We start from the raw sequence: 12,579 nt of genomic DNA on the forward strand, positions 1-12,579 counted from the left end.
AAACGACAGGAAAACACACGCATGGCACGCATTGGTGAGACGGCCGACCTGCTGAAGTGCTCGTTCTGCGGCAAGAGTCAGAAGCAGGTCAAGAAGTTGATCGCCGGTCCCGGCGTCTACATCTGCGACGAGTGCATCGACCTGTGCAACGAGATCATCGAGGAGGAGCTGGCCGAGGGCGCCGAGGTCAGCCTCGGTGAGTTGCCGAAGCCGGCTGAGATCTACGAGTTCCTCAACACGTACGTCGTCGGCCAGGAGGGCGCGAAGAAGTCGCTCGCGGTCGCGGTCTACAACCACTACAAGCGTGTCCAGGCCCAAGCCTCGGGTCGGATCAACAAGGACGAGACGGTCGAGCTGGCCAAGTCCAACATCTTGATGGTCGGCCCTACCGGCTGCGGCAAGACCTACCTGGCCCAGACGCTGGCCCGCATGTTGAACGTCCCGTTCGCGATCGCCGACGCCACGGCCCTGACCGAGGCCGGCTACGTCGGCGAGGACGTCGAGAACATCCTGCTGAAGCTGATCCAGGCGGCCGACTACGACGTCAAGAAGGCCGAGACGGGCATCATCTACATCGACGAGATCGACAAGATCAGTCGCAAGAGCGAGAACCCGTCCATCACGCGCGACGTGTCGGGCGAGGGCGTCCAGCAGGCCCTGCTGAAGATCCTCGAGGGCACGACCGCCTCGGTGCCCCCGCAGGGCGGGCGCAAGCACCCGCACCAGGAGTTCATCCAGATCGACACCACCAACGTGCTGTTCATCGTCGGCGGCGCGTTCGCGGGCTTGGACCAGATCATCGAGCAGCGCAGCGGCAAGAAGACCCTGGGCTTCAACTCCGACCTCGCCCCGGTCGTCGAGGAGAAGGACTCCGAGCGTCTGTCGAAGGTCGTCCCGACCGATCTGCTCAAGTTCGGCCTGATCCCCGAGTTCATCGGCCGTCTGCCGGTGATCGCCGCGGTCAACAAGCTCGACAAGCCGGCCCTGATCTCGATCCTCACCGAGCCGCGCAACGCGCTCACCAAGCAGTACGTCCGACTGTTCGCCATCGACGACGTCGAGCTGGAGTTCACCGAGGAGGCGTGCGAGGCGATGGCCGATCTGGCCCTCGAGCGCGACACCGGTGCTCGTGGTCTGCGGTCGATCGTCGAGGACGCCCTGCAGGACATCATGTACGAGATCCCCAGCCGCGACGATGTCGCCAAGGTCATCGTCACGGCCGAGACCGTGCGCGACCACGCGGAGCCCACCGTGATCACCCGCGACGAGGCCGACAAGAAGGCCAGCTGACTTCCGTATAGCGTCGACCCATGGTCGACATCACGCTGCTCGGAGCCACCGGGTTCACCGGCGGACTCACCGCCGACTACTTGGCCGTCCATCTGCCCGAAGACGCCTCGTGGGCGATTGCGGGGCGGACCCGCGCCAAGCTCGAACAGGTGGCCGCGCGGATCGCCGCGACCGGTCGTGAGGCCCCCGAGATCGTCATCGCGGACCTGGCTGATCCGGACTCGATGGCGAAGATGGCCCGCGACACCCGCGTCCTGATCAGCACCGTGGGTCCGTACCTCCAGCACGGCGAGCCCGCCGTCAAGGCGGCCGCCGAGGCGGGCATCGACTACGTCGACCTGACCGGCGAGCCGCAGTTCGTCGACGAGATGTGGCTCAAGTACCACGAGACGGCCGTCCGCACGGGCGCCCGGCTCGTGCACGCCTGCGGCTTCGACTCCATCCCCTACGACCTCGGCGTGCTCTACACGGTCGACCAGCTCCCGGCGGGTGTCCCGCTGATGATCCGCGGCTACATCCGGGCCAAGGCCACGTTCTCGGCCGGGACGTATCACTCGGCCGTGGGCCAGATCGCGCAGTTCCGCCAGTCGCAGGCCGCCGCCAAGCAGCGCCGGGCGCGTGAGGGGCGTCCCACCGGGCGCCGCATCCACGGGGGTGGCCACCTCGGACGTGCTGAGCCGCCCGTCAAGGGCTTCGGGGTGCCGCTGCCGACGATCGACCCGCAGATCGTGCTGCGCTCGGCGCGCGCCCTCGAGCGGTACGGCCCCGAGTTCAGCTACGAGCACCACGCGCACTTCCGGACCCGGCGGATGATGGCCATGGCCGCTCCGGTGCTGGCGGCGGTCGCGGTGGGTGCCCAGATCCCTCCCGTCCGCGCGGCGCTGCTGAAGCTCAAGGCCTCGGGCGACGGGCCCTCGGAGGAGCAGCGTGCCGGGTCCTGGTTCACCCTGACCCTGGTCGGACACGGCAGCGACACCAAGGTGGTCACCACGGTCCGGGGCGGCGATCCGGGCTACACCGAGACCGCCAAGATGCTGGCCGAGTCGGCGATGTGCCTGGCCTACGATGACCTGCCCGAGGTCGTGGGCCAGACCACCACGGCCGTGGCGATGGGCTCGGCCCTGATCACCCGGCTGCAGAACGCCGGGATCGACTTCTCCACCTCGACCGTCGACTGACCCCGAGATTTGCTCCTATTTGGACCTTTGAACGCGGTTCGAAGGTGAGTTGGGGAGCAAATCTCGGGAGCGGTGGTCAGGCGACGACGACGTCGACGCCGGCCTCGTGCAGCATGGCGCGGTCCTGGGGCCGGATGCCGTCGTCGGTGACGACGACCGTGACGTCCTCCAGGTCGGCGAAGGAGAAGACCTGGTGCGGGCCGAACTTGGTGGAGTCGGCCAGGACGACCTGGGTGCGGGACGACCGCACGAGCGCGCGCTTGACGGCCGCCTCCTCGGAGTCGGCGGTGCTGAAGCCGTGGTCGGAGGCGATCCCGTTGGTCCCCAGGAAGGCCACGTCGGCGCGAGTGGTGCCGAACGTCTCAACGGTCCGCTGACCGACCGCGACCCCCGTGACATCACGGACGCGACCACCGACGGTGTGCAGGGCGATGCCCTCGTGGCCGAGCAGCTGATGGGCGATCGCGACGCTGTGGGTCAGCACGGTCAGTCGCAGGTCGGACGGCAGCACCGAGACCAGGTGGGCGATGGTGCTGCCACCGTCGAGCAGGACGCTGCCGCCGGCCGGGGGCAGGAACGCCAGGGCGGCGGTGGCGATCCGCGCCTTGAGGTCGGGCCGCTCGGAGGTGCGCTGCGACAGGCTCGGCTCGATCCGCGAGTAGGCCGAGGACAGCACCGCCCCGCCGTGGACCCTCCGTGCCGTTCCCGCGCGCTCCAGCACCGTGAGGTCGCGTCGGATGGTCTCGGTCGAGACCTTCAGCTCGTCCGCGACCTCGTTGACCGCGAGGCGCCCATGGCGCTCCAGCAACTCCGTGAGCAACAACTGACGTTCGGCGGCGTACACCCCTGACCTCCCCGAAGATCGTGTGGGTTCATGTGGTTTCCCTCGGAGACTACGCCTCCTCAGGCGTCGGCGAGTGTGGTTTCGACGCGCAACGCGTCACTCTCGGCCTCGGCGGTGGCGAACTCGCCCACGACGCGGCCGGCAGCGCGCAGGTCCGGCACAGCGGCCTCCAGCAGGTCCAAGGTGGCACGGGGACCCGACACGGTGACCTGGGTGACCTCGGTGCGCTGGCTCACCTTCGCCGTCGACTTCGCGCCGCGGATGCCGGCCAGTGCCTCGCCCGCGATCGCCAGCAGACGGCCGTCGAACGGGTCCACTGCGAGGTCGTCGGTGGTCGGCCAGGCGGCACGGTGGATCGAGCCCTCCTGCCACCAGGACCAGACCTCCTCGGTCACGTAGGGCAGGAACGGCGCGAGCAGTCGCAGCTGGACCGACAGGGCCAGCACGAACGTGGCCTTCGCCGACGTGCCGGACTGGTCCTCGCGGCGGGCGCGCTCCTTGACCAGCTCGAGGTAGTCGTCGCAGAAGTCCCAGAAGAACTTCTCGGTGACCTCGAGGGCCGAGGTGTAGTCGTACGCCTCGAAGTGGCTCGTGGCCGTCTCGACGACGTCACGCAGCGCGGTCAGCAGGGCGCGGTCGAGGGGCTCGGTGACCAGCGAGGCGTCGAGCAGGGACGCGTCGGCGCCCAGGCCGTACTGGTCGACGGGAGCCACCACGAACTTGCTCGCGTTGAGCACCTTCATCGCCAGGCGGCGGCCGACCTTCATCTGGGTCTCGTCGAACGGCGAGTCGGCGCCGGGGCGGGCGCCGGCGGCGCGCCAGCGGACCGCGTCGGCGCCGAACTTCTCGAGGATCTCGTCGGGGACCACGACGTTGCCCTTGGACTTGCTCATCTTCTTGCGGTCGGGGTCGACCACGAAGCCCGAGAGCGCCGTGTGCTTCCACGGCACCTGGCCGAACTCCTGGTTCGACCGCACGACCGTCGAGAACAGCCACGTGCGGATGATGTCGTGGCCCTGCGGACGCAGGTCCATCGGGAAGGTGCGCTCGAACAGGTCGAGGTCGCGCTCCCAGCCGCACACCAGCTGCGGCGTCAGCGAGGACGTGGCCCACGTGTCGAGCACGTCGGGATCGGCGATGAAGCCGCCGGGCTGTCCGCGCTGCGATTCGTCGAAGCCGGCCGGGGGCTGGGACGCCGGGTCGACGGGCAGGTCGTACTCGGGCGCGAGGAGCGGGTTCTCGTAGTCGGGCTCGCCGGCCTCGTCGAGCAGGTACCAGACCGGGAACGGGATGCCGAAGAACCGCTGGCGGCTGACCAGCCAGTCGCCGTTGAGGCCCTCGATCCAGTTCGTGTACCGCGACTGCATGTAGCCGGGGTGCCAGTCGATGTCGTTGCCGAGCTCGACCAGCTGCTGACGCAGTTCGGCGTCACGGCCGCCGTTCTTGATGTACCACTGGCGCGTGGACACGATCTCGAGCGGCTTGTCGCCGCGCTCGTAGAAGTTCGCCATGCGCTGCGTGGGCGTCGGCTCGCCGTCGAGGTCGCCGGACTCCTTGAACGCAGCGGCGATCGCCTCGCGGGCGCTGAAGGCGGTCTTGCCGGCCAGCTCGGCGTACACCGACTCGCCGGGACCGCCGGCGATCCACTCGGGCACCTCACGCAGGATGCGGCCGTCACGGCCGATCACCGTGCGGTTGGGCAGGTCGAACTCGCGCCACCACTGCACGTCGGTCAGGTCGCCGAACGTGCAGCAGTGCACGATGCCGGAGCCCTTCTCGGGGTCGGCCAGCGTGTGGGCCAGGACGGGCACCTCGACGCCGAAGATCGGCGAGTGGGCGGTCGTGCCGAACAGGTGCTGGTAGCGCTCGTCGTCCGGATGCGCGATCAGGGCGACGGCGGCCGGGGTGAGCTCGGGCCGGGTGGTCTCGATGAAGACCTTCTGGCCATCGGCCAGGTGGTACGAGACGCGGTAGTAGTGACCCGGGTAGTCGCGCGCCTCGAGCTCGGCCTGGGCGACGGCGGTCTGGTAGGTCACGTCCCACATGGTCGGGGCGTCCTGGCTGTACGCCTCACCGCGCGACAGGTTGCGCAGGAAGGCGCGCTGGCTGGTGGACTGGGCGTCCTGGCCGATCGTCGTGTAGGTCTGCGACCAGTCGACCGACAGGCCCAGCGTGCGCCAGAGCTTCTCGAAGACCTGCTCGTCGCGCTCGACCAGCTCGTTGCACAGCTCGATGAAGTTGCGCCGGCTGATCGGGATCTGCTTCTTGGGATCGGGCTTGGCCGGCGGGGTGAAGTCGGGGTCGTACGGCAGCGAGGGGTCGCAGCGGACGCCGTAGTAGTTCTGCACGCGACGCTCCGTGGGCAGGCCGTTGTCGTCCCAGCCCATCGGGTAGAAGACCTCGAACCCGCGCATGCGCTTGTACCGCGCCATGAGGTCGGTGTGCGTGTAGCTGAAGACGTGACCCACGTGCAGGGAGCCCGAGACGGTCGGCGGCGGGGTGTCGATCGAGTACACCTGCTCGCGCGTCTTGGTCCGGTCGAAGGCGTACGTGCCCTGCTCGGCCCATACGCCCACCCACTTCTCCTCGAGACCTTCGAGGACGGGCTTCTCGGGAACGCGGTTCTGTGTGGTCACAAGCGCCGATTCTACGTGGGTCGCCGGGCGTCGGTTTACCACGGGACCGTGGTAAACCAGCGCCTCCCCGGGGAAGTTCACCCAGGGAGGCGCAGGCTTGCCCGGGGGAGTCCAGGAAGATGGACGGCGGAGGCGATCAGATGAGCGACGGCAGCAGGCCGACCATCCACGTCGTGGCGGCATTCACGACCGATGCGGACGGCCGGATCCTCATGGTCCGCAAGAGCGGATCCGAGATCTTCATGCAGCCCGGTGGCAAGCCCGAGCCCGGCGAGCAGCCGGTGGAGGCCCTGGTGCGCGAGCTCGCCGAGGAGCTGCTGATCGACGTCGATCCGGACGACCTTGCGGCGTGGGGACGCTTCGAGGCCGACGCCGCGAACGAGCCGGGCCACCACCTCGTCGCCGACGTCTTCGCCCTGGGCCTCGACCGCGAGGTCACCGCCGCGGCCGAGATCGCCGAGGCGCGCTGGTTCACCCGGGACGAGGCTCGCGTCCTGGGCGATCGCCTGGCGCCGTTGGCGCGCCGGATGCTGGAGCTGCCGCCGACCCGCTCGCAGTTCCGGCCCTTCCGCTTCACCGAGCCGATCGAGACGGCGCGGCTGCGGTTGCGACCGATCACGGTGAACGACGTGGACGCCTTCCACGAGTACCAGTCCCGCGAGGACGTCGCCCGCTTCATGCTGTTCGAGCCGCGAAGCCGCGAGGAGATGGCCGCCAAGGTGGCGGAGTGGTCGTCGCACACCGCGCTCGAGCGCGACGGTGACTACCTGGAGATTCCCGTCGAGCTCCGCACCGGCGGACGCATGATCGGACACCTCTATCTGAGCCTGCGCAGCGTTGACCACCTCACCGCCGAGATCGGCTGGGGCCTCCATCCGGACTTCCAGGGGCAGGGGTTCGCCGAGGAGGGTGCCCGTGCGCTGCTCCAGCTCGCTTTCGAGCGGATGCGCCTGCACCGCGTCGTCGCCGAGCTGGATCCGCGCAACGACGCCTCGGTCGCACTGTGCCGGCGCCTCGGCATGCGCGAGGAGGCTCACTTCCGTCAGGACATGTGGTTCAAGGGCGACTGGGCCGACACCGGGATCTACGCGGTGCTGGCCGAGGAGTTCTCGGCCCGCTGACCGTCGGTGCGCCAGAGGGCGCTCGGCCACCAGATCCGCGGGCCGATGTCGAGGTTCAGCGCCGTCACCAGCACCGAGCGCACGATGATCGTGTCGAGCAGGACGCCGATGGCCACCGCGAAGCCCAGCTCGGCCAGGAACACGACCGGCAGCGTCGCCAGTGCCGAGAACGTGCCCGCCAGCACGAGCCCTGCCGAGGTGATCACGCCGCCGGTCGCCGCCAGGCCGATGAGCGCGCCGCGGCGGGTGCCGTGCACGAGAGCCTCCTCGCGCACCCGGGTCATCAGGAAGATGTTGTAGTCGATACCCAGCGCGACGAGGAACACGAACGCGAACAGCGGGAACGACGAGTCCGCTCCGGCGAAGTCGAACACGTACCGGAACACGAGCGCGCTGATGCCCAGCGCGGCGGCGAAGGACAGCACGACGGTGACCAGCAGGATCACCGGCGCGGCCACGGAGCGCAGCAGGATCATCAGCACGAGCAGGACCACCACGAGGATGATCGGGATGATGAGGCGGTTGTCGGCCGCCGAGGCCTGCTGGACGTCCAGGTTGAGCGCCGTGTTGCCGCCGACGAGGGCGTCGGCGCCGTCGACTGCGCCGACCGCGTCGCGGATGTCCTCGATGGCGTCCTGAGCCGCGGAGGAGTCGCTGGGCATCGACAGGGTCGCCTCGATGTAGGACACGTCGCCCTTGGTCCGCGGCGGCGTCACCGTGGCCGGGTCGACGCCTTCGACGCTGGCCAGTGCCGAGCGCACCTGCGGCGCGCCGTCGGCGGTGGCGATCACCTGGACGGGGTCGCCTGCGCCGGCCGGGAAGTGCTCGGCGATCCGCTCCTCGGCGATGACCGAGTCCGGCGTGCTGGTGAACGCCTCCTCGTTGCTCAGGCCCGTCGCGTCGAGCTTCACGACACCGAACGAGAGCGCCACCAGGACGAGGGTCGTGACGACCCACACGACGCGGGGCGCCTTGGCGATGCGGCGGCCCACGCCGGACCAGAAGCCCCGGTCCGTGCGCTCGGGATCGCCGAAGTGCGGGATGAACGGCCAGAAGACCCAGCGGCCGAAGATGACCAGGAGCGCGGGCAGGAGCACCAGCATGATCAGCAGTGACACGGCGATGCCCGCCGCGCCCACCGGTCCGAGTCCGGCGGTCGAGTTCATCTGGGCGAACAGCAGGCACAGCAGTCCGATGACGACCGTGCCGCCGCTGGCGATGATGGCCGGTGCGGCCCGGTGCAGGGCATGGGCCATCGCCTCGTGGCGGTCCTCGTACCGGCGCAGCTCCTCGCGGTACCTCGCGACGACGAGCAGGGCGTAGTCGATACCCGCGCCCAGGACCAGGACGCTCAGGATGCCGGCGCTCTGCCCGTTGACGGTCAGGCCGCCGTACTTCGCCAGCAGGTAGACCAGTCCCTGGGAGGCGAACACGCTCATCAGGCCGCAGAACAGCGGGATCAGCCACAGGATCGGGCTGCGGTAGGTCAGCAGCAGCATCACGACCACGACGCCCACCGCCGACAGCAGCAGGATGCCGTCGATCCCCGCGAACGACTCCGCCTGGTCCGCGCTCAGGGCGGCGGGTCCGCCGATGTCGACCTGCAGGTCGGTGTCGGCGATCCCGGACTCCGACGCGTCGCGGATCTCGTCGATCCAGTCCGGAAGCTTCTCCCAGGAGTCGTCGTCGAGCGTCATCGGCACGACCAGCTCGATGGCCTGGCCGTCGCGGCTGGGGATCGGGGGAGTGATCTCCCCGAGGGGCACGTCCTCCAGGGCCGCGATCTCACGAGAGACGGCCTGGGCCGCGGCGAGGTCCTGCGGGCCGAGCCGCTCCGAGGACGACAGCATGACGATCGCCGGGACGCTCTCCTCGTCGTAGAAGGCCCCGGCCTTCTTGATCACTTGGGTCGACTCGGCGTCGTCCGGGAGCCAGGCCGCGACGTCGTTGTCCTGCACGCTGGTGAGCTTGCTGGCGAACGAGCCGAGGGCGCCGATGAACAGCAGCATGACGACCAGGACCACCCATTTGGCCCACCGATGCGTGATCCACCCTGCCGCCTGACGATTCATTTCCTCAGTGTGTTCCCGGCTCCGGAACGCTGACCATGGGTGGAATCACCCATTTCCGGTCGGGGTCGTCAGCCTGGTCCCGTCCGCCTCACCAGCCTCATTCGCGGCGGTGTGACAACCCTCGATGCCCGCACTGGGATACTGGCAGGGATGAGGCCCACCTACCCCGATGTCGAGCTCGCCCTGCTGTCCCGTTGGCCCGAGACCCGGCTCGAGCCGTCGCTCGACCGGATCCGTGCCGTGTGTGAGCTGATGGGCGATCCGCAGAACGCGCAACCGGTCATCCAGCTGACCGGCACCAACGGCAAGACCTCGACCAGCCGCATGATCGATGCGCTGCTGCGCGCCCTCGACCTGCGCACCGGCCGCTTCACCAGCCCGCACCTGCAGCGCATCAACGAGCGCATCTGCATCGACGGCGAGCCGCTCAGCGACGACCTCTTCGTCGACGCCTACGCCGATGTCGCCGTCTACGCGGACCTGGTCGACCAGAACCAGCCGCACCGGCTGAGCTTCTTCGAGATGCTCGTCGCGATGGGCTACGCCGCGTTCGCCGACGCGCCCGTCGACGTCGCGGTCGTCGAGGTGGGCATGGGCGGCGCATGGGACGCCACGAGCGTCGCCGACGCCGCGGTCGCGGTCATCACCCCCATCGACGTGGACCATGCCTCCTACCTGGGCGACACGCCGGCCGACATCGCCGTCGAGAAGTCCGGGATCATCAAGCCCGGCACCCGCACCGTCCTGGCCTCGCAGTCCGAGGAGGTCCTCGAGGTCATGCTCGGCCGCGCCAACGAGGTGGGTTCCCTGCTCGTGCTCGAGGGCGCCGACTTCGGCGTCGAGTCGCGCACCACCGCCGTGGGCGGCCAGCTGTTCACGATCCAGGGCGTCAAGGGACGCTACGAGGACATCCTGCTGCCGCTGCACGGCGCCTTCCAGGCCCGCAATGCGGCGCTCGCCCTGGCGGCGGTCGAGGTGTTCACCGGCGAGGCCCAGCTCGACCCCGACCTGGTGCGCGCCGGTTTCGGCGCGGTGACGTCGCCCGGACGGCTCGAGGTCGTCCGGCGCAGCCCCACCGTCGTCCTCGATGCGGCACACAACCCGCACGGCGTGCGGGCGATGGTCGAGTCGCTCACCGACGAGTTCGCCTTCAGCCCGCTGATCGGGGTCGTCGGGATCATGGCCGACAAGGACGCCGAGGAGATCCTGCGCGAGCTCGAGCCCGTCGTGGCGCACCTCATCTGCACGCAGAACAGCACCGAGCGCTCGCTCGCGGCCGGCGACCTCGCCGAGATCGCCGCCAGCGTGTTCGGGGCCGATCGGGTCGAGGTCGTGCCTCGCCTCGACGACGCGCTCGAGCGGGCGATCTCGTTCGCCGATGCGCCGGGCGAGGAGTTCGGCGACTCGATCGGCTCGGCTGGCGTCCTGGTCACCGGCTCGGTCGTGACCGTCGGCGAGGCGCGCACCCTGCTGCGCGGCGGAGAGGGCGGTGCAGCATGAGGCACATGTGCGCGACGATGCTGACGCTGCAGGCCATCATCCTGGGCCTGTCCATCCCCGTGATGATCGCGGTGCAGGACGTCGAGCCGCTCACAGCGTCGCTGCTCGGCGGTGGACTGGCGGTGCTGTGCCTCGTCACGGCGGGCCTGTTGCGCCAGCCGTGGGCCTACTGGATCGGCCACGCCATCCAGGTCGCCACCATCGCCCTGGGCTTCCTCGTCCCGATCATGTTCTTCATCGGCCTGATGTTCGCGGCGCTGTGGCTCGGGGCGTTCTTCCTCGGGCGCAAGATCGAGGCGGACAAGGCACGCTGGGCCGCAGCCGGCGAGTAGCGCCGACGGTGAACGGGAATCTCGCGATGTGACATGGGTCACCCACCGGCCCGGTACGGTGGATGCATGGCGCGTGTCCTCGTGGTTGCAGACGAGATCTCGCCGGTGATCCATGACGCCGGCGTGCGGCGGATGCGCCCGGACGTCGTTCTCGGCGCGGGCGACCTGCCGTGGGACTACCTGGAGTTCCTCTCCTCGATGCTCGACGTGCCGGTCGTGTTCGTGCCGGGCAACCACGACCCCGAGGTCGACGCCCCGCTGTCGGGATTCCGCGGCTGGTTGACCGGCAACGGCCTGCCCCAGGAGGACCCGCGTCCGCTCGGCGGGACGAACGCCGACGAGTCGATCATCGACGTGGCCGGACTGCGCATCGCCGGGCTCGGCGGCAGCATCCGCTACAACGACGGCCCGAACCAGTACACCCAGGAAGAGTTCACCAAGCGCGCCAGGCGGTTGCTCAGGGTGGCTGCCAAGCGCGGAGGCGGGGTCGACGTGCTGCTGACCCATGCGCCGCCCCGAGGGCTCGGCGACGGCGACGACCCGCCGCACCACGGCTTCGAGGCGCTGCACGAGGTCATCGAGACGCTCAAGCCCACGTGGCACCTCCACGGGCACATCCATCCGTACGGTCAGCCCCAGCCCGACCGGACCCTGGGGTCCACCACCATCCGCAACGTCGTGCCCTACCGGCTCATGGAGATCGAGCCGCACCTCCAGTCGGTGGAGGGCCATGGCTGATTCAGGGTCCCCGCGGATCGACGCCGAGAGCGACTTCCTGCGCTCCCGGCGCCTGCAGACCCTGTCGTCATTGGCGGCGATGCTGCGCGGTGACCGCGACACGACCAAGGCGCTCTCGTTCGACGAGGTCGCCGATGCGCTGGGCCGGCGGGGTGAACGGCGCGTGGGGCTGCAGCTGATCCCGCTCGACGCGATCATCGGGTCGGTCGACAAGGTGCGCGACTTCGATCGTCGGTTCCGGCCCACCTCGGACCGCAGCCGGGCCCGTTGGGAGCGCATCGCCCGGGCCAGCCGGATCGGCGAGGAGATCCCGCCGATCGACGTCTACAAGCTGGGCGACTACTACTTCGTGCGCGACGGCCACCACCGCGTGTCGGTCGCCCGCGCCCTGCACCTGCGGCTCATCGAGGCCGAGGTCACCGAGGTCCAGACGCTGCTCGAGCCCCGCGACATCGGCCGGCGCACCGACCTGGAGATGAAGCACTGGCGCAAACTGTTCCTGCAGCGCGTGCCGCTCGAACCGAGGATCCGCGGAGCCGTCACCGTCACGGACCCCTTCGCCTACGGCCTGCTCGCCGAGATGGTCGAGGCCTGGGGTGCGCGCTGCATGCAGGCCGAGGGCCAGTTCATGGACAAGCAGACGATGGCCCGCCGCTGGCTGGACGAGGAGTTCCTGCCGGTCCTGCAACTGGTCGCCGACGCCGGACTGAAGGGCGAGGACGAGACCGACGCCGACGCCTACATCCGCATCGCGGGGGAGCGGTACCGCCTCATCGGGGAGCACCTGTGGGACCGCGACATCATGGCCGAGGTCGCCAAGCGGCGTGGGCGTCGCTCCTCGCGCCGCCGGACCTGAACCCTCCCCGGG

At 69.5% G+C, this 12,579-nt stretch carries 10 protein-coding genes; 7 read left to right on the plus strand and 3 right to left on the minus strand.

The window, feature by feature from the left end; genetic code table 11:
* The first annotated feature begins 21 nt into the window (after window positions 1-21).
* Window positions 22-1,290 carry an ATP-dependent Clp protease ATP-binding subunit ClpX gene (clpX, locus tag H9L21_RS03655; RefSeq protein WP_154595644.1) on the plus strand — a complete coding sequence of 423 codons (1,269 nt, stop codon included), beginning with the start codon at window positions 22-24 and terminating at the stop codon, window positions 1,288-1,290.
* A gap of 20 nt (window positions 1,291-1,310) precedes the next feature.
* Window positions 1,311-2,468, plus strand: a complete 1,158-nt coding sequence (locus H9L21_RS03660) for a saccharopine dehydrogenase family protein (protein WP_154595643.1) — start codon at window positions 1,311-1,313, stop codon at window positions 2,466-2,468.
* Between the two features lie 76 nt (window positions 2,469-2,544).
* On the opposite strand, the gene H9L21_RS03665 is transcribed toward H9L21_RS03660, so the two are convergent.
* Entirely contained in the window at window positions 2,545-3,312 is a 768-nt protein-coding gene (locus H9L21_RS03665; RefSeq protein ID WP_187411764.1) for a DeoR/GlpR family DNA-binding transcription regulator, read from the minus strand.
* A gap of 59 nt (window positions 3,313-3,371) precedes the next feature.
* The gene (gene valS, locus H9L21_RS03670; RefSeq protein WP_255467293.1) at window positions 3,372-5,948 is read right to left on the minus strand and encodes a valine--tRNA ligase; all 2,577 of its coding nucleotides are present in this window, start codon (window positions 5,946-5,948) and stop codon (window positions 3,372-3,374) included.
* Window positions 5,949-6,088: 140 nt separating this feature from the next.
* Here valS and H9L21_RS03675 point away from each other — a divergent pair, with 140 nt between their 5' ends.
* Complete coding sequence (locus H9L21_RS03675) at window positions 6,089-7,069, plus strand: GNAT family N-acetyltransferase (protein WP_222865844.1); 981 nt, start codon at window positions 6,089-6,091, stop codon at window positions 7,067-7,069.
* On the opposite strand, the gene H9L21_RS03680 is transcribed toward H9L21_RS03675, so the two are convergent.
* Window positions 7,033-9,141 carry an MMPL family transporter gene (locus tag H9L21_RS03680; RefSeq protein ID WP_154595639.1) on the minus strand — a complete coding sequence of 703 codons (2,109 nt, stop codon included), beginning with the start codon at window positions 9,139-9,141 and terminating at the stop codon, window positions 7,033-7,035. The two genes, H9L21_RS03675 and H9L21_RS03680, sit on opposite strands and share 37 nt — an antisense overlap.
* A gap of 150 nt (window positions 9,142-9,291) precedes the next feature.
* On the opposite strand from H9L21_RS03680, the gene H9L21_RS03685 reads away from it, so the two are divergent.
* The 4 genes from H9L21_RS03685 to H9L21_RS03700 all read left to right on the plus strand — a co-directional run bounded on the left by H9L21_RS03685 (window position 9,292) and on the right by H9L21_RS03700 (window position 12,567).
* A complete protein-coding gene (locus H9L21_RS03685; RefSeq protein WP_154595638.1) occupies window positions 9,292-10,641 on the plus strand; it encodes a bifunctional folylpolyglutamate synthase/dihydrofolate synthase in 1,350 nt (449 codons plus the stop codon).
* Window positions 10,642-10,646: 5 nt separating this feature from the next.
* Window positions 10,647-10,973 carry a DUF4233 domain-containing protein gene (locus tag H9L21_RS03690; protein WP_230081294.1) on the plus strand — a complete coding sequence of 109 codons (327 nt, stop codon included), beginning with the start codon at window positions 10,647-10,649 and terminating at the stop codon, window positions 10,971-10,973.
* Between the two features lie 66 nt (window positions 10,974-11,039).
* A complete protein-coding gene (locus H9L21_RS03695) occupies window positions 11,040-11,711 on the plus strand; it encodes a metallophosphoesterase family protein (RefSeq protein WP_222865845.1) in 672 nt (223 codons plus the stop codon).
* The gene (locus tag H9L21_RS03700; protein WP_154595635.1) at window positions 11,704-12,567 is read left to right on the plus strand and encodes a chromosome partitioning protein ParB; all 864 of its coding nucleotides are present in this window, start codon (window positions 11,704-11,706) and stop codon (window positions 12,565-12,567) included. Before H9L21_RS03695 ends, H9L21_RS03700 begins: the two co-directional genes overlap by 8 nt.
* Window positions 12,568-12,579 lie beyond the last annotated feature (12 nt).

Source organism: Aeromicrobium senzhongii (assembly GCF_014334735.1).
Taxonomy (GTDB): domain Bacteria; phylum Actinomycetota; class Actinomycetes; order Propionibacteriales; family Nocardioidaceae; genus Aeromicrobium; species Aeromicrobium senzhongii.

Coding starts and splice junctions, on each gene's coding strand:
- H9L21_RS03695 (WP_222865845.1), top strand. CDS start 11,040: ATGGCGCGTGTCCTCGTGGTTGCAGACGAGATCTCGCCGGTGATCCAT.
- H9L21_RS03690 (WP_230081294.1), top strand. CDS start 10,647: ATGTGCGCGACGATGCTGACGCTGCAGGCCATCATCCTGGGCCTGTCC.
- H9L21_RS03675 (WP_222865844.1), top strand. CDS start 6,089: ATGAGCGACGGCAGCAGGCCGACCATCCACGTCGTGGCGGCATTCACG.
- H9L21_RS03700 (WP_154595635.1), top strand. CDS start 11,704: ATGGCTGATTCAGGGTCCCCGCGGATCGACGCCGAGAGCGACTTCCTG.
- clpX (WP_154595644.1), top strand. CDS start 22: ATGGCACGCATTGGTGAGACGGCCGACCTGCTGAAGTGCTCGTTCTGC.
- H9L21_RS03680 (WP_154595639.1), bottom strand. CDS start 9,141: ATGAATCGTCAGGCGGCAGGGTGGATCACGCATCGGTGGGCCAAATGG.
- H9L21_RS03685 (WP_154595638.1), top strand. CDS start 9,292: ATGAGGCCCACCTACCCCGATGTCGAGCTCGCCCTGCTGTCCCGTTGG.
- H9L21_RS03660 (WP_154595643.1), top strand. CDS start 1,311: ATGGTCGACATCACGCTGCTCGGAGCCACCGGGTTCACCGGCGGACTC.